General features: G+C 38.8%; 13 protein-coding genes and 1 other RNA gene. 10 read left to right on the forward strand and 4 right to left on the reverse strand.

The window, feature by feature from the left end:
* Nucleotides 1-2: 2 nt before the first annotated feature.
* Nucleotides 3-336: RNase P RNA component class A (gene rnpB, locus LZF87_RS10830), an RNA gene on the reverse strand.
* 130 nt (nt 337-466) lie between these two features.
* Between rnpB and LZF87_RS10835 the strand changes: the two genes are divergently transcribed.
* The 4 genes from LZF87_RS10835 (at nt 467) to LZF87_RS10850 (ending at nt 3,090) form a co-directional block, all read left to right on the forward strand.
* Complete coding sequence (locus LZF87_RS10835) at nt 467-775, forward strand: hypothetical protein (protein ID WP_244339027.1); 309 nt, start codon at nt 467-469, stop codon at nt 773-775.
* A 109-nt stretch (nt 776-884) separates the two neighbouring features.
* Nucleotides 885-1,184 (forward strand): hypothetical protein, encoded by a 300-nt coding sequence (locus LZF87_RS10840; RefSeq protein ID WP_244339028.1) that lies wholly within the window; start codon nt 885-887, stop codon nt 1,182-1,184.
* Between the two features lie 86 nt (nt 1,185-1,270).
* Nucleotides 1,271-2,356, forward strand: a complete 1,086-nt coding sequence (dnaX, locus tag LZF87_RS10845; RefSeq protein ID WP_244339029.1) for a DNA polymerase III subunit gamma/tau — start codon at nt 1,271-1,273, stop codon at nt 2,354-2,356.
* A gap of 128 nt (nt 2,357-2,484) precedes the next feature.
* Nucleotides 2,485-3,090, forward strand: coding sequence for a DNA polymerase III subunit gamma/tau (locus tag LZF87_RS10850; protein ID WP_244339030.1), 606 nt, complete (start codon nt 2,485-2,487; stop codon nt 3,088-3,090).
* Nucleotides 3,091-3,106: 16 nt separating this feature from the next.
* Here LZF87_RS10850 and LZF87_RS10855 read toward each other — a convergent pair whose 3' ends face one another.
* The 3 genes from LZF87_RS10855 to LZF87_RS10865 are packed head-to-tail and all read right to left on the reverse strand — an operon-like array spanning nt 3,107 to nt 6,647.
* On the reverse strand, nt 3,107-3,997 hold the full coding sequence (locus tag LZF87_RS10855) for a Ppx/GppA phosphatase family protein (protein ID WP_244339031.1): 891 nt from the start codon (nt 3,995-3,997) through the stop codon (nt 3,107-3,109).
* A 50-nt stretch (nt 3,998-4,047) separates the two neighbouring features.
* Nucleotides 4,048-6,162, reverse strand: a complete 2,115-nt coding sequence (ppk1, locus tag LZF87_RS10860; RefSeq protein ID WP_244339032.1) for a polyphosphate kinase 1 — start codon at nt 6,160-6,162, stop codon at nt 4,048-4,050.
* Nucleotides 6,159-6,647, reverse strand: coding sequence for a SixA phosphatase family protein (locus tag LZF87_RS10865; RefSeq protein WP_244339033.1), 489 nt, complete (start codon nt 6,645-6,647; stop codon nt 6,159-6,161). The genes ppk1 and LZF87_RS10865 overlap by 4 nt, the downstream gene beginning before the upstream one ends.
* Nucleotides 6,648-7,091: 444 nt before the next feature.
* Here LZF87_RS10865 and LZF87_RS10870 point away from each other — a divergent pair, with 444 nt between their 5' ends.
* The 6 genes from LZF87_RS10870 (at nt 7,092) to LZF87_RS10895 (ending at nt 24,545) form a co-directional block, all read left to right on the forward strand.
* On the forward strand, nt 7,092-13,784 hold the full coding sequence (locus LZF87_RS10870) for a gliding motility-associated C-terminal domain-containing protein (RefSeq protein WP_244339034.1): 6,693 nt from the start codon (nt 7,092-7,094) through the stop codon (nt 13,782-13,784).
* A 49-nt stretch (nt 13,785-13,833) separates the two neighbouring features.
* Nucleotides 13,834-14,742 carry a PorP/SprF family type IX secretion system membrane protein gene (locus tag LZF87_RS10875; RefSeq protein ID WP_244339035.1) on the forward strand — a complete coding sequence of 303 codons (909 nt, stop codon included), beginning with the start codon at nt 13,834-13,836 and terminating at the stop codon, nt 14,740-14,742.
* 11 nt (nt 14,743-14,753) lie between these two features.
* Complete coding sequence (locus LZF87_RS10880; RefSeq protein ID WP_244339036.1) at nt 14,754-16,694, forward strand: OmpA family protein; 1,941 nt, start codon at nt 14,754-14,756, stop codon at nt 16,692-16,694.
* Between the two features lie 630 nt (nt 16,695-17,324).
* On the forward strand, nt 17,325-21,635 hold the full coding sequence (locus LZF87_RS10885) for a gliding motility-associated C-terminal domain-containing protein (RefSeq protein WP_244339037.1): 4,311 nt from the start codon (nt 17,325-17,327) through the stop codon (nt 21,633-21,635).
* 49 nt (nt 21,636-21,684) lie between these two features.
* On the forward strand, nt 21,685-22,593 hold the full coding sequence (locus tag LZF87_RS10890; protein WP_244339038.1) for a PorP/SprF family type IX secretion system membrane protein: 909 nt from the start codon (nt 21,685-21,687) through the stop codon (nt 22,591-22,593).
* 11 nt (nt 22,594-22,604) lie between these two features.
* Nucleotides 22,605-24,545 (forward strand): OmpA family protein, encoded by a 1,941-nt coding sequence (locus LZF87_RS10895; RefSeq protein WP_244339039.1) that lies wholly within the window; start codon nt 22,605-22,607, stop codon nt 24,543-24,545.
* Nucleotides 24,546-24,565: the final 20 nt, after the last annotated feature.

Here is a 24,565-nt window from a genome sequence, read left to right on the forward strand (position 1 = left end):
CTAAAAAAAGCAGACCTGTAAGCCGGATTCTGTATTCCGATAAAATCGGAACCCTTATCATTTATCTAGTCCCGATATTACTATCGGGATCAAGCTGCCTACCCTTCAGCATCGGACGAGCCGCCCTTATTCCGGCGAACCGGAAACTGCTGATATACTTGGCATTTCACCGCATAGAGTTTACCTGGTTTCACTACAGCATTACCTGTACATACTTTCTGTTGCACTTGTCCTCATCTCTCGACGGACGGGCATTACCCGCTATGCTGCTCTATGGTGTCCGGACTTTCCTCCCTCCCGATTATTCACCGGAACGACGATAAGGCGGTCTGCGGTGCAAACTTACGACAAATAATTGGCTGATGTCAACTTTTAGAAAAACACTTTAACATTAGTTTCTGAAAAAATTGCTCATAAAAATCGTATATTTAATTTTCTTAAATCAACGCTAATTATTACAATTATCATGGCACATACTTATAATTATGCCAGCGCTTCAAAGGCCTTACAGGAACTTAAAGAACTAGGTTTTGTCATTGATTACAACATTAACGACAGCGAATTCATAAAGAACCCGCATGATTTTGAAATTGTACATATATACAGATATGAAGGTGATTCTAATCCTGATGATGAAGCAACGGTATATGGTATAAGATCAAAATCATCCGAAAATAAAAAAGGAGTTTTTGTGTCAGGTTTTGCAGCAAACTCGGAATCTGATTCTGCTCGTTATTTAATCGGGCTTTCAATCAAATCAAGAAAGGGACTGTAAGTAAGAGAAGTAAGCAGAGGCAAATTTCAAGTCCACGATTGTCATTAATCAAAGAATACTATTTAGTGCAACTATTTTTATACTGACGTTTAACCAAAAACTCTTAGTTATGGCTCACCAATATCAATACGCGACTGTTTCCGAAGCTTTAGACGAATTACATGAAAATGGCTTCACTTACGATTTCAACATCCATGGAGATGATATTGTAGAACATCCTGAAAATTTTCAGATTGTTCACGTATATCGTTATGAAGGCGATTCCGATCCCGATGATGAAGCAACTGTTTACGGAATTAAATCTTTGAAAAACGGTAAAAAAGGTGTTTTTGTGGCCGGATTTTCTGCTAATTCAGATAACGATGCAGCCAGAGTCCTCTTAGATTTGGTTATAAAAGGGCGACGCTGAATTTGTGAATAACTTTTCTCCAAATAATCGAATTGTCGGATACAAAAAGCAACAAAACTTCTATATTTGTGTCCGATTAAAATTCTATGGAACAATTCATCGTATCAGCCCGTAAATACAGACCCCAAACGTTCAAGGACGTAGTTGGGCAACAGGCGATTACGAATACTTTACTGAATGCTATAGAGAACAATCACCTGGCTCAGGCGCTGCTTTTTACAGGGCCCCGTGGAGTTGGAAAAACGACTTGTGCGCGTATTCTTGCCCGAAAAATAAATCAGGAAGGCTATGACGATCCGTATGAAGACTTTGCTTTCAACGTATTTGAATTGGATGCCGCTTCGAACAACTCGGTTGACGATATCCGAAATCTGATTGATCAGGTTCGTATCCCGCCGCAGACCGGAAAATACAAAGTATATATTATTGACGAGGTACATATGTTATCTCAGGCCGCTTTCAATGCGTTTCTTAAAACGTTGGAAGAACCGCCACGTCATGCTATATTCATTTTAGCTACAACCGAAAAACACAAAATCATTCCAACGATTTTGTCCCGTTGTCAGATATTTGATTTTAAACGAATTACCGTTAAAGATGCCAAAGAACATTTGGCGGAAGTAGCAGCAAGTCAGAATATTACTTTTGAGGATGATGCATTACACATTATTGCCCAAAAAGCTGACGGCGCAATGCGTGATGCCTTATCTATATTTGACCGCGTGGTTTCTTTCTGCGGAAGCAATCTTACCCGTCAGGCAGTAACCGAAAATCTAAATGTACTTGATTTCGAATACTATATAAGAGTAACCGATTTAATTCTGGAAAATAAAATCCCGGAATTACTATTGGCTTACAACGATATCTTGGCTAAAGGCTTTGACGGACATCATTTCGTAGCCGGTTTAGCTTCTCATTTCAGGGATTTATGGGTTTGTAAAAATCCGGCAACTCTGATTTTATTGGAAGCCGGCGAACATGCTCAGAATTTATACCGTGAACAGTCGCAAAAAACATCACAGGAATTTCTTTTACAGGGAATTGAATTAGCAAATGATTGTGATTTGAAATACAAAGCATCGCAAAACCAACGTCTTTTGGTTGAACTTTGCCTTATGCAGCTTGCCTCTATCACATTTGATGGAGAAAAAAAAAAGCTAAGTCCTTTATAATCCCTCCTACTTATTACCGAAATTCCGCTTACTCAATTACCGAGGTTAAACCAAAGTCGGAAGCAATCACTGTTGCTGCTATACAGACTGAGACTATCGCAACGGCTGAGACAACTTCAGCAGTCGCAATGAACAGTAACAGCAATAATAAAGCTGAAACAGCTTACGGAGTTCAAGTTGAAGATAGAATTGAAACTGCAACTGCAAGCAGTACTCAAATAGCAAAACCAATTGAAAAGAGTGAGATTGTTTCACCTGCTTCAATGACTGCCCAGCCTAAAGTTTCTGCTTTTTCATTGGCAAGTATTAAGGCAAAACGTGAGATGGAAGCTTCTCAAAAAGCCAGTGTAAAACAGTATGATGAATTACCGAAAGAGCCTTTTACAGAAACGGAAATGCGCTTACAATGGAACAACTTTGCACAAAAACTTAGTGACAAGGGGCAGAAAATCATGGCAACTTACATGCTCATCAACGATCCGACTTTAGATGGTTTTACTATAAAACTGGAATTACCTAACGAAGGTTCGAAAGTAGATTTTGATGCTAATAAAAATGAATTATTGGGTTACTTACGCGGTAAACTTCACAACCATGATATTATTATTGATGTTCATGTTAATGAGGTAACTGAAACTAAATACGCTTTTACTCCAATTGAAAAATTCGAAAAATTAAAATCGATTAACCCGGCGATTGATGTTTTAAGAAAGATTTTCGATCTGGATGTGTAAACTTCTTAGGAAAAATCTAAATCTTCCCGTTGTACATCGCTTTTACAACACCATCTGATAGTCCTATTTTAGGTACATAGATGTTTCTTGAACCACTCCACTTCATAGCTTTCAAGTAAATGCGAAGAGCATGAATGATAACGTCGGCACGGTCTGTATTCAATCCTAATTCGGCAATTCGTTCTTCATAGCTTAAAGCGTTCAATTTTTGGTATTCGGCATTAAGATAAATATAGGAAAGCGGTTTGTCTTGTGCTTTGCCGGACAATTTGAAAATCTTGTTGATGTTACCTCCGGAACCAATAAGCGTGATATCCTCATAGGATTCTGTTTTGGATTTAATCCATTTTTCAATCTCCTGCCAGACAATATCATTTACCATATTGTTCAACAAACGCACCGTTCCGTTTTTAAAGGATTTTGAGGCGACCATTTTCCCTTCGGAGAATAATGAAAACTCCGTACTACCACCACCAACATCTACATATAAATAGGTTTGGTCGGTTTTTATAAAATGATGTAAATCGGAAGAAGCAATGATAGCTGCTTCTTTTTTACCATCTATGATTTCAATTTTAATATCGGCTTTTTTCTTAACGATTTCAGTAACTTCCTTTCCGTTATATGCCTCACGCATAGCAGAGGTAGCACATGCCATATAACGCTCTACTTTATATACTTTCATCAGTAGTTTAAACGCTTTCATAGCATCAATCATGCGGTCGATATTCTCTTCAGAAATTTCTCCGACCGTAAAAGCATCCTGCCCCAAACGGATGGGTACTCGAATGAGAGCACTTTTATTAAACTGCGTTTCTTTTCCGGCTTGTTCCACTATATTCATTATCAGCAATCGCATGGCGTTAGAACCAATATCAATTGCGGCATATTTTTTAATTGAAATCATCTTTGTCGATAGCGTTATTCGTTAATCAGAAATTAAAAGTTGGAAAACTATTATATGTTTTCAGTAACAACTTCTAACTTATCGCAATAATACTTATACATTTCCTCTTGGGCGCGGAACATTTTCTGATCTGGCTGCTTTCTGTATTTATTGTCTAACTTTTCAGAATGCAAACGGGCTTTAACATTTGCTTTCCATCCTATTTCGAAAGTATCCAAAAGTTCCTGTTTAACATCTTCGTCGTAAATCGGACAGGTAACTTCTACCCTAGCATCGAGATTTCGGGTCATAAAATCGGCTGAAGAAATATAAATAAGTGGGTTGCCATCATTCCCAAAAATATACAATCGCGAATGCTCCAGATAATTATCTACTATACTGATAGCCTCGATATTCTCGCTCATTCCAGGAATGCCCGGAATCAGGGAACAAATTCCTCTTATAATCAGCTGTATTTTTACACCGGCCCTGCTCGCCTCATACAATTTATCGATCATTTTCAGATCAGATAAGCTGTTCATTTTCAATTTAATGAAAGCTTCTCTTCCGGCCAATGCGTTTAAAATCTCAATATCGATCAATTTATAAAACTTGGAACGGGTATAATGTGGTGAAACCAACAAGTGCTTGTAACGATACACACGATAGTTCACGTCAAAGAATTCGAAAATTTTTGAAATATCACGCATTATCTGTACATGACTTGTAAGTAAGGTAACATCAGTATAAACTTTGGCGGTACTTTCATTGAAATTCCCTGTGGAAATTAATCCGTAACGCCTAATTTTACCTTCTTCCATACGTTCTATAACACAAATCTTGCTATGAACTTTAAGGCCTTTCACTCCAAAAATCAATTCGATCCCTTCGGTTTGCATCATTTCGGCATAGGAAATATTGCTGACTTCGTCAAAACGAGCCTGCAATTCAATCTGAACCACCACTTTTTTCCCGTTTTTGGCAGCATTAATAAGCGAACTCACGATTTGGGAATTTTTAGCCAAACGATAAAGCGTTATCTTGATTGAAACTACCTTCGGATCCAAAGCCGCTTCACGAAGAAATTTAATCACATAAGAGAAAGATTGATAGGGCGCATTAATCAAATAGTCTTTATGCTTAATTTTTTCAAGGATACTACCTTCGAGATTTAATCCGACCACCGGAAGCGGAGAATTCTGTTTTTTCAATAAATCGTATCGGCCCAGATTTGGAAAATCCATATAATCACGACGATTGTGGTAACGGCCGCCCGGAATTAAACTATCCGTGGCATCGATTCCCATACGCGTAAGGAAGAAAGCAAGCGTATCTTTATCAATGGATTGATCGTAAACAAATCGTACCGGCTCTCCTATTCGTCTGTCTTTTACACTCGACGAAATTTTTTCCATGAAACTTTTATTCAAATCGGCATCAATATCCAATTCGGCATCACGGGTAATTTTGATCATGTGTGCCGAAATACTTTCATAATCGAAAATATTGAAAATATTGTGCAGATTATATCGGATAACATCATCAAGCAGAATGATGTACTGCTTGTCTGTACTTGACGGAAGTACCACAAAACGATTGATAGTTTTAGGGATTTCAATAACAGCATAACGCGTTTCTTTCTTCTGAACTATTTTGGAAAGAATCGTGTTTTGTGATTTTGGTTTCATCACTAGTTTCACTGCCAGGTACCCAGAAGTATCTTTCAGCAAAGGAAATTCATCCAAATCATTAAGTATAATTGTAATCAGCTCAGGACTAACCTTTTGAATAAAGAAGTCCTTAATAAAATTTTGTTGTTCTTTATTGATTTCATTTTCATTGATGATGAAGATATTCTCCTTCTCCAGCATTTTTTCAATAACGCTCAGGATCCGTAAACTTTCGGATTGCTGTTCGATAACGATTTCGGTAATTTCTTTAAGCAATTGTTCAGCAGAAATTCCACCAAGGATTTTTTCCCCGGAAATACCTTCTGAGTTTAATCTGCGGATCGCAGCATAACGGACACGGAAAAATTCATCTAAATTATTAGAAAAGATACCCAGAAAACGCAACCTGTCCAATAATGGAACTGTTTCGTCTGCAGCTTCCTGAAGTACTCTTGCGTTAAAGGCTAACCAACTTTTTTCTCTGTCTATATATCTGTTCTCCTGCGTAATGCTCATGATTTTAACTGACTCGGAAAAACTGTCTTGACTATTTTTCCTCTTTGTATATTTTTCCAATCTTCTTCTTCAAACTTTAACGAGACAAATCCCGATGTTGGGACATTGTCTATATAGTGGTCTCCAAATTTATTAACAAAATTTGTGATTGCCTCATTATGTCCGAAAAGAATTAAGTTATCATATTTATTTTCGCAGTTTTTTATGGTTGTTTCCAAACTGCTTTCGTCAAATGTATACAAATCCTCTTTATACATAATAGTCTCTAACGGAATGGCGAGATTTTGTGCATAAATCATAGCCGTTTCTTTAGCTCTTCTTGCCGGACTGCTCCAGACTATGAATGTTTTTGGTAAAAATCGATCTATCGCATGTGAAGTTAAATGAGCATCACCAATACCTCTTTTAGACAAAGGTCTGTCCAAATCTTTCAAAGGAGCTTTCCAACTGGATTTTGCATGACGAATAAGAATTAAGTTTTTCATAACTAGATATTTATAGTATTATAAAGTAAGTCAAAAAAAACCAGAAAAGCCAGAGAAGAATTGTCAAATTAATGTTAATTCACGGATAAAACTCCTACTTTCATCGAAAATGCAATCGATTGTTATTGACCCCAGATTTTTATTAAATAATTTAGACATAACAAATTATCGAATTACATTTTGTTTGAAGCTATCGGGTCATTGTAAATCTTAATACCACAACAAGATTTATAATACCCTTCACTCAACTTGTATACTGTTCTTATATAAAGAATAGGAACATACTTGTGTCATTACTTTTCCAACAAATTTTCATTGCTGTGTAAATTTTGGAGCAGAATGCTGTGTGCATACTTTTTTGTTATGCAAATGATATCTCTGCCTCTGGAATTAGTGTGTTTTTTTATTACCAATTTATTGGATTTAATTAGAAAAGAAGTGTCTATGAAACCAAAAAATACCACATTACTATTATTATTTTTCCTGATGGGAATTAATACTGTTTTTTCTCAGTTTACGCCACAAAAACCAGACTTGCGTTTATGTGGTTCGCCTCCTAATTATTATCAAGGCTACTTCAATTGTGATTCAAATAATTACACGTTGAATCAGGTTTTTCTAAGCCTTACCGATCAAAACGGAGTACCGTTGTCCAACACAACCTGTACGCCGGGTTCGAGTCGGCAAATGTATGTTATGTTGAATTACACCTCTAACGCAAACAGCAACATTTCGCAAACCAGAATTTTTGCCGACTTATCTATAGATGGAACTATAGTTCCTATTAATGCCTATCTTGGGACAGTGGCTCCTGGTGGCGGGCAACGTAAAATTTATGGTCCCTTTACCTGGACCTGCGGACAGGAATTGAGATTATGCCGAATTTTAGCCGTATGGCAACCAAATGGTGGTGTTAATGATCCTGAATTAAACTCATACAATTGTAGCACTTACAGTAAATCACAATGTGAATTTGGCGACTGTATGATTGTAGCCGCACCATTAGCAGTTGAATACTCATACACTGTTTGTACGACAGGAAATCAGTCGACTGTAGTATTTCAAGACTTAACTTCAGGTGGTATTACACCATATTCCTATTCATGGAATTTTGGGGATGGTTCTCCAATATCTACGCAACAAAATCCTACACATAATTTCCCATATCCCGGAGGTCCCTATACTGTCACTTTAACAGTAACGGATTCAAATCTTCCAAACAATCTCGTTAGTACTTATACGCAAATCATTACTCCTCCTGCTCCGATAACTATTACAGGTCAAGTAACTTCTGCAAGTTGTGCAAATCAGAATAATGGTGCCATTGATGCTACAGTTTCAGGCGGCACAACTCCTTATACCTATTCATGGAGTAATGGGCAAACCACACAAGATATTTCAGGGCTAGCTCCTGGCAACTATACTCTTACCGTAACTGATGCTTTTGGCTGTACCAAAAGTCAATCATTTATTATTGGAAATGGTGACACAACAAATCCGGTGATAACTGCTCCAAACGATGTATCTATTGAAGGATGTGGCACAGCTTCGATAGCATCGGAAGGATACTTAGCTTATTCAACGACTCCTGTTTCTATAACTCTTGCACAGTTTACTGCGGCCGGGGGAAGTTATACTGATGCCTCATCAATAACTTCTATAACTTATCAGGATGTTGCTTCAGGAAGTTGCCCAACGATTGTTACCAGAACATTTATACTAACTGATACCTGTGGAAATCCAGGTTCAGATACGCAAATTATTACTATTGACGACACAACTCCACCAGTAATTGCAACATTACCAGCAGTTTCAACCATAAATTGTCCGAATACGCCTCAATTCGCCCAAGCTACAGCTACTGACAATTGTGGTCCTGGTTTTACTCTTACTCATAACGATGTGACTACACCTGGACAATGCACTGGGGCATACTCTGTTACAAGAACGTGGACAGCTACCGATACTTGCGGAAATGTATCTACAGCAACACAAACCATTAATGTTCAAGATGCAACAGCTCCGGTGATTGCCGCTCTTCCGGCTGCATCAACCATTAACTGTCCGGCAACACCTCAATTTGCGGAAGCTACGGCTACTGATGCTTGTGGCTCTGAATTTACACTGACTTTCAATGATGTGACTACTCCCGGACAATGTGCTGGATCTTATTCAGTAACCAGAACATGGACAGCACTTGATGCTTGTGGTAATTCATCTACAAAATCACAGACAATCAATGTACAGGATGTAACTGCGCCGGTGATTGCTGCTTTACCTGCATCATCAACCATAAACTGTCCCGCTGTTCCTCAATTTGCAGAAGCTACAGCTACAGATAATTGTGGCTCTGCTTTCACATTGACATTCAATGATGTGACTACGCCAGGACAATGTGCCGGTTCTTATTCAGTGACCAGAACATGGACGGCTAGTGATGCCTGCGGAAATTCATCTACAGCAACACAAACCATAAATGTTCAAGATGTTGCTGCTCCAGTGATAGCAGATTTACCTCCAACATCAACTATTAACTGTCCCGCTGTTCCTCAATTTGCTCAGGCAACAGCTACAGATAATTGTGGTTCTGCTTTCACACTGACATTCAACGATGTGACAACTCCGGGGCAATGTGCTGGTTCGTATTCTGTCACCAGAACATGGACGGCTCGTGATGCCTGCGGAAATTCATCTACAAAATCACAAACCATAAATGTTCAGGATACAACCGCTCCTGTAATTGCAGCTTTACCGGCAACATCAACTATTAACTGTCCTGCTGTTCCTCAATTTACTCAGGCAACAGCTACAGATAACTGTGGTTCAGCTTTTACACTGACATTCAATGATGTTACAACTCCAGGACAATGTGCCGGTTCTTATTCCGTAACCAGAACATGGACCGCCCGCGATGCTTGTGGAAACTCATCAACTGCTACGCAAACCATAAATGTTCAGGATATAACAGCACCGGTTATTGCCGCTTTACCGGCAACATCAACCATAAACTGTCCTGCAACACCTCAATTTGCTCAGGCAACAGCTACTGATGCTTGCGGTTCTGCATTTACCCTTACATACAACGATGTAACTACACCTGGAACATGTGCCGGAAAATATTCCGTAACCAGAACCTGGACGGCTACCGATGCTTGTGGAAACTCATCAACAAGATCTCAAACCATTAATGTACAAGACATAACACCGCCTGTTATACCACAGGCTCCTGCAAACGTAACTGTTTCTTGTAGCGGTGATATTCCACCAATGATATCATTAACCGCTAATGATGCTTGTAGCGGACCAATTGCAGTACCAGGAACTGATACAATTACTGCTGGAAGCTGCTCAAGCAGTTATACTGTAACCAGAAGATGGACATTTGTTGATGCTTGTGGAAATACGTCATCTGTAAGTCAGATCATCAATGTATCAGATAGATCTAATCCGGTTTTAGAAACCCCTCCTGCTAATATTACCGTTTCTTGTGCAGGCGAAGTTCCCCCTATGATTTCTTTAACCGCAACAGATACCTGTGCCGGAGAAATTACAGTATTGGGAGTTGACACTATTGCACCTGGAAGCTGTCCGAATTCCTACGTTATTACTCGTAGATGGACAGTTGCGGATCCTTGCGGAAATTCAGCATCTGTATCGCAAACCATTACTGTTCGAGACACTACTCCTCCAGTAATTTCACCGCTTCCAGCCACGTCAACCATAGACTGTCCTGCAGTTCCTCAATTTGCACAAGCTACAGCTACAGATAATTGTGGTTCTGCTTTCACACTGACATTCAACGATGTGACGACACCGGGACAATGTGCCGGTTCTTATTCCGTTACCAGAACATGGACGGCTCGTGATGTCTGCGGAAATTCATCTACAAAAACACAAACCATAAATGTTCAGGATGTTACTGCTCCTGTAATTGCAGATTTACCGGCAGCATCAACTATTAACTGTCCTGCTGTTCCTCAATTTGCTCAAGCTACCGCGACCGATAATTGTGGTTCAGTTTTCACATTGACATTTAAGGATGTAACAACTCCCGGACAATGTGCTGGCTCATATTCCGTAACCAGAACATGGACGGCTCGTGATGCCTGCGGAAATTCATCTACAAAATCACAAACCATAAATGTTCAGGATGTAACCGCTCCTGTAATTGCAGCTTTACCGGCAACATCGACCATTAACTGTCCTGCTGTTCCTCAATTCTCGCAGGCAACAGCTACTGATGCCTGTGGCTCAACTTTTACATTAACATTTAATGATGTGACTACACCAGGACAATGTGCCGGCTCTTACTCAGTAACCAGAACATGGACCGCTACAGATACTTGCGGAAATTCATCCACAAAATCACAAACAATTAATGTTCAGGATGTAACTGCTCCTGTTATTGCTGCTTTACCGGCAACATCAACCATTAACTGTCCTGCTGTTCCTCAATTCGCACAGGCAACAGCTACTGATGCTTGTGGCTCTGTATTTACACTGACCTTCAATGATGTGACTACACCGGGATCATGTGCCGGAAAATATTCAGTAACCAGAACTTGGACAGCTACCGATGCTTGTGGAAACTCATCAACAAGATCTCAAACCATTAATGTACAAGACATAACATCGCCTGTTATACCACAGGCTCCTGCAAACGTGACTGTTTCTTGTAGCGGTGACATTCCGCCCATGATTTCGTTAACCGCAACAGATACCTGCGGTGGGCCAATAACTGTGACTGGAACAGACGCTGTTACAGCTGGAAGCTGCTCAAGCAGTTTTACAGTAACCAGAACATGGACTTTTGTTGATGCTTGTGGAAATACTTCATCAGTAAATCAGACTATCAATGTAAGAGACACATCTAATCCTGTTTTACCAACTCCTCCGGCAGACATTACCATTTCCTGCGCAGGCGAAGTTCCTCCTATGGTTTCTTTAACCGCATCAGATACTTGTGCTGGACAAATTACTGTACTGGGTGTTGATACTGCTGCACCTGGGAATTGTCCAAGCTCATACGTCATTACTCGTAGATGGATATTTGCGGATCCTTGCGGAAATTCAGCATCTGTATCGCAAACTATCACCGTTCGTGATACAACTCCTCCTGTAATTGATCCACTTCCTGCAACTGCGACTATCGATTGTAAAGTTCAACCTCAGTTTGCTCAGGCTACAGCTACAGACAATTGTATTCTGCCCGTTACATTTACGTTTGTAGACATAACTACTCCTGGAGCATGCACAGGTTCTTATTCTGTAACCAGAACATGGACCGCTACAGATGCTTGTCAAAATACATCAAGTTTATCTCAGACTATAGTTGTAGAGGACACAACACCTCCCGTATTTAACGCTCTACCTGAGGTATCAACTATTGATTGCACACAACAACCACAATTTGCACAACCCCAAGCAACAGACGATTGCAGTCTTCCGATAGCATTCACATTCGTTGATGTGACTACACCTGGTCAGTGTGCTGGTTCCTACTCTGTAACAAGAACGTGGACAGCTGCCGATGCTTGTGGAAATTCAGCTACATCATCACAAACAATTAATATTCAGGATATCACACCTCCTGTTATTGAAACGCTACCTGGAGTAGCTACAATCAATTGTCCTGCACAGCCTGAATTCGTACAAGCTGTAGCAACTGATAATTGTAGTTTACCTATAACATTTACTTTTGTTGACGTAACTGCTCCGGGAGCATGTGATGGTTCGTATTCTGTAACAAGAACCTGGACGGCTAAAGATGCTTGCGGAAATACATCAACTGCATCTCAAACAATAAATGTTCAGGATATAGATGCACCTGTATCACGTGTTGCCCCTGAAAACATCACGGTTGCCTGTACAAGTGAGGTTCCTCCTATGATAACTTTATCAGCTACAGATAATTGCAGAGGAGATATTACAGTAGAAGGCATTGATGCGGTTACACCTGGAGTATGTAGCAATTCATACACAATTGTAAGAACATGGACTTTTAGAGATGCATGTGATAACACTTCATCTGTAAGTCAAACTATCACCGTTTCAGATATCATCCCTCCTGCCCTGCCGGAGGTACCGGCTGATTTAACTGTATCTTGTGCCTCTGAAGTTCCGTCACCACTTTCTCTGACAGCAGTAGACAATTGTACCGGAAATATAACAGCGGAAAGTGTAGATACAACAGTTCAGGGAGATTGTCCTAATTCATTTGTAGTTACCAGAACATGGACATTTACAGATGCTTGTAATAATACAAACTCAATGTCACAGATAATAACCGTTTTTGATGAAACTCCACCGGTATTAGTTAAAAATATTGGTGAAGAGATAGAAGCAACATGTTCCAATATTCCAACTCCCCTTCAACCTGAATTCGCTGATAATTGCGGAGGTGATGTAACAGTTACTTATGAAGAACATGTGGATCCGAACTCTGAGATAGAAGGCAGTTATGACATCATCAGAACATGGACCGCAACAGACAGTTGTGATAATTCAACAGTGGTTTCACAAACTGTACATGTAACTGTTGGCGACACGTTTAATGCTGATAATCCGGATATTTGTAACAATATTCCTGCTAATGCCGCTTTCAATCTGATGTCGCTTCTTCCGGGTGGAACAGAGCCTGGAGGCCAATGGGTGGGAGTAAACATTTTAGATGCCCTTATTAATCATGAGAATAACACACTTGACGTGACTCAGTTAGAAGTTGGTTATTATACACTCCAATACATCCTTACAACTGAACAAACAACATGTCCAAGAAAATTAGAATTCTATGTTCATGTGGTTGATAATTGCGGAGTTTTGGCGGAGTGTGATATTAACGTGTACAACGGATTCTCTCCGAATAATGATGGCGATAACGATATCCTTGTGATCCAGGGATTAGAGTGCTACGCGGAAAACAAAGTTCAGATATACAACCGATGGGGAATTCTGGTGTTCGAAAAAAGCGGATATAACAATACAACAGTTGTTTTTGACGGAAAATCAGAAGGAAGAGCTACCCTTAACAAAGGTGAATTATTACCTGGTGGAACCTATTTCTACATCCTGAAATACAAAGACAACGAACAGGGTAATTGGCATGACAAATCTGGCTATTTATATTTAAGCAGATAATTCTCATACTTCTATTAATTATTTACCAAATTAATTTAAATTAGTGAACATGAAGACAAAATTAATAACACTCGTTTTGGGATTAATAGGTATGATGGGTTATGCTCAACAAGACTCACAGTATACACAATATATGTATAATACTATTTCCATAAATCCTGCATATGCCGGTTCGCGAGAAGTTCTGAGTATCTTTGGACTATACAGAACTCAGTGGGTAGGTTTAGACGGTGCGCCAGAAACAATGACATTTTCAGTAAACTCACCGATTAGCGATTCGAGTTTTGGAGTCGGTTTGTCCTTTGTTAATGATAAAATCGGACCAGCCAGTGAAAGTGCAATATCGGCAGACCTGTCTTACTACCTGCAAATCTCTGATAATTACAAACTGGCATTCGGTGTAAAAGGAACTGCAAATCTTTTCAATATTGATGTTAATAAACTGAGAATAGAGAATCCGGATGATACTCGTTTTCAAAATCTTGATAACGACTTTACCGGGAATGTCGGAGTTGGGTTTTATTTGTATTCTGATAAGTTCTACGCCGGTTTATCTATTCCTTATTGGTTAGAAACCAATCATTACAAAGATAATTCCGTTTCAATTACAAAGGAAAAAAGACACTACTACTTCATAACAGGTTATGTTTTTGATGTTGGAAGCAATTTAAAAATAAAACCTTCTATTCTTGCGAAAGCTGCGGAAGGAGCTCCGTTTCAAGGTGACGCTTCTTTAAACTTCTTGATTTATGACAAACTAACTCTGGGAGCAGCCTATCGATGGGATGCTGCCTGGAGTGCAATGGCCGGATTTCAAATATCAAACTCTCTCTTTGCAGGATATGCGTATGATATGGAAACTACTGATTTAAAGAATTATAACGACGGGTCTCATGAGATCTTCCTGAGATGGGAATTGTTCAATAATTCTAAAATGTTAACTCCTCGTTTCTTCTAAATTGAATAGTTATGAAAATTAAAACACTACTTATAATTGCCATTTTCAGTATTGGTAATACTATATATTCTCAATTCGGGAAAGAAGCAAAAGCCGACAAAAGATACAACAATTACGCCTATGTCGATGCAATTGAAGTATATGAAAAAGTCGCCGAAAAGGGGCATAAATCCGTAAACTTATTTGAAAAACTCGGAAATGCCTATTACTTTAACGGGGAGTATGATAAGGCCGAAAAATGGTATTCGCAGTTGTTTGCAATGCCTGAAGCAGCTAATGTTGCTCCTGAATATTATTTCAGATATGCACAGTCACTGAAATCTGTCGGAAATTATGATAAAGCAGATGAATATCTTAAAATGTTTTATCAGAAAACCAATAATCCTTCAGGTGAAGAATTGGTGAACAACAAAGATTATCTTGCTCAATTACGAAAAGATTCTGACAGGTATAAAGTTGAAAATGCTGGCGATATCAATAGTGAATATTCTGATTATGGATCAGTTTTTAAAGGAACCGACATTATTTTTACTTCAGCACGAAAAAACAAGGATGTATTTCAGAAAAAACACAGTTGGACAGGACAATACTTCACTCGACTTTTCACTGCAAAAGCAGCCGAAGACGGAAAGTTAAGCGACCCTCAGGAATTTTCAAAAGATTTGGACTCAAAATTCCACGAAGCAACTCCAGTGTTTTCAAAAGACGGCAATACCGTTTATTTTACCAGAAACAATTATACTGATGGTAAAAAAGGGAAAAGCAGTGATAAAGTAATGAAGCTAAAAATTTATAAAGCCACTTTAAAAGACGGAAAATGGCAGGATGTAAAGGAACTTCCGTTTAACAACAATAATTACAGTGTGGCCCACCCTGCTTTGAGTCCGGATGAAAAAACATTGTACTTTTCATCTGATATGCCGGGAAGTATAGGTGGTTCAGACATTTTCAAGGTGGCCATCAATGAAGACGGTTCTTTTGGAGCTCCTGAAAATTTAGGAAAAGCCATTAATTCACCTTTACGTGAAACATTCCCTTTCATTACAGATAAAAACGTATTGTATTTTTCTTCCGATGATCATTTAGGAATCGGTGGTCTTGATGTATTTGAAGCCAAAATGAATAAAGACGGCTCATTCACTTCGATTAAAAATGTTGGTGCACCTGTAAATAGTTCAAAAGACGATTTCAGTTATATAGTAAATACTAAAACCCATGTTGGTTACTTTACTTCTAACAGAGAAGGCGGTGTAGGTTCCGATGATATTTATAAATTCAAGGAAAACGTTTGCGAGCAGCTATTAAAAGGATCCGTTTCCGATATGCTTTCAATGGCTCGCATACCGGCCGCAAAAGTGTCTCTTTTTGATGCTGATATGACGCTGATCAAAACAGTAGACGCAAACGAAAATGGAGATTTTATCTTTAATGAAAATATCGATTGTGATAAAAAATACTATTTAAGAGGGGAACATCAGGATTATGAAACTAAAGAAATTCCCGTTACAATTCCATTGGCTTCCGGAGAAACGAAAGCAGATATTTCGCTTGAGAAAAAAATGGTTCCGATTGTTCCCGGAGTTGACCTTGGAAAAATCCTGGATGTGAGTATTATTTATTTTGATTTGGACAAATCGGATATCCGCGAAGATGCCGCTGCCGATTTACAAAAAGTTATAGCTGTAATGGAAAAATATCCAAACATGAAAGTAGATATTCGTTCACATACCGACAGTCGCCAAACGCATAAATACAATGAACGCCTTTCAGACAGAAGAGCAAAATCAACTTTAGAATATATGGTTAAAAATGGTATCGATCGAAGCAGATTAACTGCAAAAGGATACGGAGAAACAAAATTAATAAATGGTTGTTCTGACGGTGTAAAATGCTCTGAAGAAGATCATCAGAAAAACAGACGAAGTGAATTTATCGTCATCAGTTTAGATTAATTTCATTCTTTTTTACAATTCGTTTAATTAAAAAAGCATTCACCTGTGTGAATGCTTTTTCATTTTTGGAGATATTTCTCTAAAATGATTAAGTCCGAAAATATTGATATCACTATATTGAAATTTGTAAAAAATAACCAAAAAAAAAACAAGTTTTGGAGATATTTCTCTAAAATGATTAAGTCCGAAAATATTGATATCACTATATTGAAATTTGTAAAAAATAACCAAAAAAAAAACAAGTTTTTGTTTATAAAATAAATGTTAATTCACAGATAAAACGGTTACTTTCGTCGGAAATACCCACAACTTTTATCATTTTAGCACTTATTTTAAGTAACTTAGCATCAGCAAGTTATCGAAATACCTTATTTGAATCATCAGATCATTTTAAATCATAATACCACAACAAGAATAGTGATACCCTTCACTCGACTTGTATACTGTTCTATAAAAGAATAGGTACGTACTTGCGTCATTACTTTTCCAACAAATTTTCATTGCTGTGTAAATTTTGGAGCAGAATGCTGTTTGTATACTTTTTTGTAATGCAAATAAAATCTCTGCCTCTAAAATTAGTATGTTTTTATGTTAACGATTTATTGGATTTTAATCTATAAAGTAATGTCCATGAAACCAAAAATTACCTTATTCGTGTTATTCTTCCTGATGGGAATTAATAACGTTTTTCCTCAGTTTACGCCTCAAAAACCAGACTTACGTTTATGTGGTTCGGCCCCGAATTATTATGAAGGTTACTTTAATTGTTCTTCTAATAATTATACACTAGATCAGGTTTTTATCAGCTTGACCAATCAAAACGGAGTACCATTGTCCAACACAACGTGTACCCCGGGAACCAGTCAGCAAATGTATGTTATGTTGAATTATACCTCTAATTCAAACAGCAACATTACACAAACCCGAATTTTTGCCGACTTATCAATTGACGGAAATGTCATTCCTATTAACAAATATCTTGGTTCTGTAGCCCCTGGCGGCGGTCAACGTCAAATCTACGGCCCCTTTACCTGGACCTGTGGACAGGAGTTGAGATTATGCCGAATTCTGGTAGTATGGCAAACAAGTGGAGGTGTTAATGATCCAGAACTCAGTTCGTACGATTGTAACACATACAGCAAATCACAATGTGAATTTGGCGACTGTATGATTGTTGCTGCACCACTAGCAGTTGAATACTCGTATACCGGTTGTTGGAACGGAAACCAATCGACTGTAGTATTTCAAAACTTGACTTCAGGAGGTATAGCTCCTTATACTTATTCATGGAATTTTGGGGATGGTTCTCCAATATCAACACAACAGAATCCAACTCATAATTTCCCTTATCCCGGAGGTCCTTACACTGTCACCTTAACGGTAACGGATTCAAATCTTCCAATCCCTCTTGTCAGCACCTATACGCAAGTCATTACTCCTCCTGCTCCGATAACCATTACAGGTCAAGTGACTTCTGCGAGTTGTGCAAATCAGAATAATGGTGCTATTAATGCTACAGTTTCAGGAGGCACTCCTCCTTATACCTATTCATGGAACAATGGGCAAACCACACAAGATATTTCAGGGTTAGCTCCCGGAACATACACTCTTACCGTAACTGATGCTTTTGGATGTACAAAAAGTCAATCATTTATAATTGGAAATGGTGACACATCAAATCCAGTGATAACAGCTCCAAATGATTTATCTATAGAAGGATGTGGGCCAAGTTCTTTAACATCACCAGGGCAATTAGCTTTTTCGGTCACTCCTGTTACTATAAACCTTGCTCAATTCACTACGGCTGGAGGAAGCTATACTGATGCATCATCAATAAGTACAATTACTTATCAGGACGTTGCTTCTGGCACTTGTCCTACTATAGTTACCAGAACGTTCCGATTAACTGACGCTTGTGGAAATCCTGGTTCCGACCAGCAGATTATCACTATTGATGATACAACTCCGCCTGCATTTGCAGCTTTACCAGCACCTTCGACTATAAATTGTCCTGCGGTTCCTCAATTTGCACAAGCGATTGTTACCGACAATTGTGGTCCTGGCTTTAGCCTTTCTCACAATGATGTAACTACTCCGGGACAATGTGCCGGCTCTTATTCGGTAACCAGAACATGGACAGCAACAGACGCTTGTGGAAATACATCCACAAAAACTCAAACCATTAATGTTCGTGATGTAACTGCTCCGCTAATTGCGGCTTTACCGGCAACATCAACCATTAACTGTCCGGCTGTCCCTCAATTCGCAGAGGCTACAGCCACCGACAATTGTGGTTCAGCATTTACTTTAACCCATAATGATGTCATTACACCTGGAAACTGTGCCGGAAGATATTCTGTAACAAGAACATGGACCGCTACGGATGCCTGTCAAAACACATCTACTAAATCACAAACTATAATTGTTCAGGATTCAACGCCTCCTCAAGTACCACAAGCCCCTCCTGGCATAACGGTTTCTTGTAGTGGTCAAATCCCGCAAATGATTTCATTAACCGCCAATGATGCTTGTGGCGGACCAATTACAGTAGCAGGAAAAGACTCCATAACAGCGGGAAGTTGTTCCAGTAGTTTTACCGTAACCAGAACGTGGACCTTCACCGATGCTTGTGGAAACACTTCGTCTGTAAATCAAATTATCAATGTATCAGATACATCTGATCCATCTTTACCTTCAGCACCGCCTGCTATTACAGTTTCTTGTGCCGGTGAAGTTCCTCCAATGGTTTCTTTAACTGCAACAGATACCTGTGCAGGAGAAATTACAGTTATGGGTGTTGATACAACTACACCTGGAAATTGCCCTAGCTCGTACATCATTACACGCAGATGGACATTTGCAGATCCATGCGGAAATTCAGATTCTGTATCACAAACAATCACGGTTCGTGATACAACACCTCCTATAATTCAACCGCTTCCAGCAGCAACAACTATCGATTGTAAAGCACAGCCTCAATTTGCGCAGGCCGTAGCGGCAGACAATTGTAATTTACCTGTAACACTAACGCATAGAGATGTTATCACTCCGGGTCAATGTCCTGGTTCTTATTCTATAACCAGAACATGGACTGCTACAGATGCATGCGGAAATCCAGCCAACGCTTCACAAACAATAAACGTTCAGGATACTACACCACCGGTATTTAGCGCTTTACCTGGGGAAACAACCATTGACTGTAAACAACAAGTTCAATTTTCACAAGCTCAAGCTACGGACGACTGTAGCCTTCCGATAGCTTTAACACACGTTGATGTGACTACACCAGGACAATGTCCAGGTTCCTATTCTGTTACCAGAACATGGACAGCTAAAGATGCCTGTGGAAATCCTTCTACCGCTACGCAAACGATAAACGTTCAGGATACTACACCACCTGTATTTGAGGCCCTTCCTGAAGTTTCATCTATTGATTGTACTGCAACACCTGTATTTGCTCAGGCTGTAGCTACAGACAACTGTAGCCTTCCTATAGCTTTAACACATGCTGACGTGACTGCACCGGGACAATGTCCAGGCTCCTACTCCATTACCAGAACATGGACAGCTGAAGATGCCTGCGGAAATAAATCAACCGCTTCGCAAACGATAAACGTTCAGGATACTACACCACCTGTATTTGAGGCCCTTCCTGAAGTTTCAACTATAAATTGTCCAACTCAGCCTGAATTCGCTCAACCTGTAGCCACAGATAATTGTAGTTTACCTATAACATTTACTTTTGCAGATGTGACTACTCCGGGACAATGTGCAGGATCTTATTCTATAACCAGAACTTGGACAGCTAAAGATGCCTGCGGAAATCCATCTACAGCATCACAAACCATAAATGTTCAGGATGTAACTGCTCCTGTATTGCCTGAATTGCAAGCTGACATTACAGTATCTTGTGCATCTGAAGTTCCGGCACCTCATTCTCTGACAGCGGTAGACAATTGTACCGGAAATATAACAGCGGAAAGTGTAGATGTAATTGTTCCGGGAAGCTGTCCTAATTCATTTGTAGTTACCAGAACATGGACATTTACGGATGCTTGCAATAATACAAACTCAATGTCACAGATAATAACTGTTTCTGATGAAACTCCGCCGGTATTAGTTAAAAATATTAGTGAAGTGATAGAAGCAACATGTTCCAATATTCCAACTCCCCTTCAACCTGAATTCGCTGATAATTGCGGAGGTGATGTAACAGTTACTTATGAAGAACATGTGGATCCGAACTCTGAAATAGAAGGCAGTTATGACATCATCAGAACATGGACCGCAACAGACAGTTGTGGCAATCAAACTGTGGTTTCACAAACTGTTCATGTAACTGTTGGCGACACGTTTAATGCTGACAATCCGGATATTTGTAACAATATTCCTGCTAATTCCGCTTTCAATTTGATGTCGCTTCTTCCGGGTGGAACAGAGCCTGGAGGCCATTGGGTGGGAGTAAACATTTTAGATGCCCTTATTAATCATGAGAATAATACACTTGACGTGACTCAGTTAGAAGTTGGTTATTATACACTCCAATACATCCTTACAACTGAACAAACAACATGTCCAAGAAAATTAGAATTCTATGTTCATGTGGTTGATAATTGCGGAGTTTTGGCGGAGTGTGATATTAACGTGTACAACGGATTCTCTCCGAATAATGATGGCGATAACGATATCCTTGTGATCCAGGGATTAGAGTGCTACGCGGAAAACAAAGTTCAGATATACAACAGATGGGGAATTCTGGTGTTCGAAAAAAGCGGATATAACAATACAACAGTTGTTTTTGACGGAAAATCAGAAGGAAGAGCTACCCTTAACAAAAGTGAATTATTACCTGGTGGAACCTATTTCTACATCCTGAAATACAAAGACAACGAGCAGGGTAATTGGCATGACAAATCTGGCTATTTATATTTAAGCAGATAATTCTCATACTTCTATTAGTTATTTACCAAATTAATTTAAATTAGTGAACATGAAGACAAAATTAATAACACTCGTTTTGGGATTAATAGGTATGATGGGTTATGCTCAACAAGACTCACAGTATACACAATATATGTATAATACTATTTCCATAAATCCTGCATATGCCGGTTCGCGAGAAGTTCTGAGTATCTTTGGACTATACAGAACTCAGTGGGTAGGTTTAGACGGTGCGCCAGAAACAATGACATTTTCAGTAAACTCACCGATTAGCGATTCGAGTTTTGGAGTCGGTTTGTCCTTTGTTAATGATAAAATCGGACCAGCCAGTGAAAGCGCAATATCGGCAGACCTGTCTTACTACCTGCAAATCTCTGATAATTACAAACTGGCATTCGGTGTAAAAGGAACTGCAAATCTTTTCAATATTGATGTTAATAAACTGAGAATAGAGAATCCGGATGATCCTCGTTTTCAAAATCTTGATAACGACTTTACCGGGAATGTCGGAGTTGGGTTTTATTTGTATTCTGATAAATTCTACGCTGGTTTATCTATTCCTTATTGGTTAGAAACCAATCATTACAAAGATAATTCCGTTTCAATTACAAAGGAAAAAAGACACTACTACTTCATAACAGGTTATGTTTTTGATGTTGGAAGCAATTTAAAAATAAAACCTTCTATTCTTGCGAAAGCTGCAGAAGGAGCTCCGTTTCAAGGTGACGCTTCTTTAAACTTCTTGATTTATGACAAACTAACTCTGGGAGCTGCCTACCGATGGGATGCTGCCTGGAGTGCAATGGCCGGATTTCAAATATCAAACTCTCTCTTTGCAGGATATGCGTATGATATGGAAACTACTGATTTAAAGAATTATAACGACGGGTCTCATGAGATCTTCCTGAGATGGGAATTGTTCAATAATTCTAAAATGTTAACTCCTCGTTTCTTCTAAATTGAATAGTTATGAAAATTAAAACACTACTTATAATTGTCATTTTCAGTATTGGTAATACTACATATTCTCAATTCGGGAAAGAAGCAAAAGCCGACAAAAGATACAACAATTACGCCTATGTCGATGCAATTGAAGTATATGAAAAAGTCGCCGAAAAGGGGCATAAATCCGTAAACTTATTTGAAAAACTCGGAAATGCCTATTACTTTAACGGGGAGTATGATAAGGCCGAAAAATGGTATTCGCAGTTGTTTGCAATGCCTGAAGCAGCTAATGTTGCTCCTGAATATTATTTCAGATATGCACAGTCACTGAAATCTGTCGGGAATTATGATAAAGCAGATGAATATCTGAAAATGTTTTATCAGAAAACCAATAATCCTTCAGGTGAAGAATTGGTGAACAATAAAGATTATCTTGCTCAATTACGAAAAGATTCTGACAGGTATAAAGTTGAAAATGCTGGCGATATCAATAGTGAATATTCTGATTATGGCTCAGTTTTTAAAGGAACCGACATTATTTTTACTTCAGCCCGAAAAAACAAGGATGTATTTCAGAAAAAACACAGTTGGACAGGACAATACTTCACTCGACTTTTCACTGCAAAAGCAGCCGAAGACGGAAAATTAAGCGACCCTCAGGAATTTTCAAAAGATTTGGACTCAAAATTCCACGAAGCAACTCCAGTCTTTTCAAAAGACGGCAATACCGTTTATTTTACCAGAAACAATTATTTTGATGGTAAAAAAGGTAAAAGCACCGATAAAGTAATGAAGCTTAAAATCTTTAAAGCCACTTTAAAAGACGGAAAATGGCAGGATGTAAAGGAACTTCCGTTTAACAACGATAATTACAGTGTGGCCCACCCAGCTTTGAGTCCGGATGAAAAAACATTGTACTTTTCATCTGATATGCCGGGAAGTATAGGTAGTTCAGACATTTTCAAGGTAGCCATCAATGAAGACGGTTCTTTTGGAGCTCCTGAAAATTTAGGAAAAGCCATTAATTCACCTTTACGTGAAACATTCCCTTTCATTACAGATAAAAACGTATTGTATTTTTCATCCGATGATCATTTAGGAATCGGTGGTCTTGATGTATTTGAAGCCAAAATGAATAAAGACGGCTCATTCACTTCGATTAAAAATGTTGGTGCACCTGTAAACAGTTCAAAAGACGATTTCAGTTATATAGTAAATACTAAAACCCATGTTGGTTACTTTACTTCTAACAGAGAAGGCGGTGTAGGTTCCGATGATATTTATAAATTCAAGGAAAACGTTTGCGAGCAGCTATTAAAAGGATCCGTTTCCGATATGCTTTCAATGGCTCGCATACCGGCCGCAAAAGTGTCTCTTTTTGATGCTGATATGACGCTGATCAAAACAGTAGACGCAAACGAAAATGGAGATTTTATCTTTAATGAAAATATCGATTGTGATAAAAAATACTATTTAAGAGGGGAACATCAGGATTATGAAACTAAAGAAATTCCCGTTACAATTCCATTGGCTTCCGGAGAAACGAAAGCAGATATTTCGCTTGAGAAAAAAATGGTTCCGATTGTTCCCGGAGTTGACCTTGGAAAAATCCTGGATGTGAGTATTATTTATTTTGATTTGGACAAATCGGATATCCGCGAAGATGCCGCTGCCGATTTACAAAAAGTTATAGCTGTAATGGAAAAATATCCAAACATGAAAGTAGATATTCGTTCACATACCGACAGTCGCCAAACGCATAAATACAATGAAAAGCTTTCAGACAGAAGAGCAAAATCAACTTTAGAATATATGGTTAAAAATGGTATCGATCGAAGCAGGTTAACTGCAAAAGGATACGGAGAAACAAAATTAATAAATGGTTGTTCTGACGGTGTAAAATGCTCTGAAGAAGATCATCAGAAAAACAGACGAAGTGAATTTATCGTCATCAGTTTAGATTAATTTCATTCTTTTTTACAATT

Origin of the sequence: Flavobacterium enshiense, from assembly GCF_022836875.1 — a bacterium.
GTDB lineage: Bacteria > Bacteroidota > Bacteroidia > Flavobacteriales > Flavobacteriaceae > Flavobacterium > Flavobacterium enshiense_A.

Coding starts and splice junctions, on each gene's coding strand:
- LZF87_RS10840 (WP_244339028.1), top strand. CDS start 885: ATGGCTCACCAATATCAATACGCGACTGTTTCCGAAGCTTTAGACGAA.
- LZF87_RS10885 (WP_244339037.1), top strand. CDS start 17,325: ATGAAACCAAAAATTACCTTATTCGTGTTATTCTTCCTGATGGGAATT.
- LZF87_RS10865 (WP_244339033.1), bottom strand. CDS start 6,647: ATGAAAAACTTAATTCTTATTCGTCATGCAAAATCCAGTTGGAAAGCT.
- dnaX (WP_244339029.1), top strand. CDS start 1,271: ATGGAACAATTCATCGTATCAGCCCGTAAATACAGACCCCAAACGTTC.
- LZF87_RS10890 (WP_244339038.1), top strand. CDS start 21,685: ATGAAGACAAAATTAATAACACTCGTTTTGGGATTAATAGGTATGATG.
- ppk1 (WP_244339032.1), bottom strand. CDS start 6,162: ATGAGCATTACGCAGGAGAACAGATATATAGACAGAGAAAAAAGTTGG.
- LZF87_RS10870 (WP_244339034.1), top strand. CDS start 7,092: ATGAAACCAAAAAATACCACATTACTATTATTATTTTTCCTGATGGGA.
- LZF87_RS10895 (WP_244339039.1), top strand. CDS start 22,605: ATGAAAATTAAAACACTACTTATAATTGTCATTTTCAGTATTGGTAAT.
- LZF87_RS10835 (WP_244339027.1), top strand. CDS start 467: ATGGCACATACTTATAATTATGCCAGCGCTTCAAAGGCCTTACAGGAA.
- LZF87_RS10875 (WP_244339035.1), top strand. CDS start 13,834: ATGAAGACAAAATTAATAACACTCGTTTTGGGATTAATAGGTATGATG.
- LZF87_RS10880 (WP_244339036.1), top strand. CDS start 14,754: ATGAAAATTAAAACACTACTTATAATTGCCATTTTCAGTATTGGTAAT.
- LZF87_RS10855 (WP_244339031.1), bottom strand. CDS start 3,997: ATGATTTCAATTAAAAAATATGCCGCAATTGATATTGGTTCTAACGCC.
- LZF87_RS10850 (WP_244339030.1), top strand. CDS start 2,485: ATGAACAGTAACAGCAATAATAAAGCTGAAACAGCTTACGGAGTTCAA.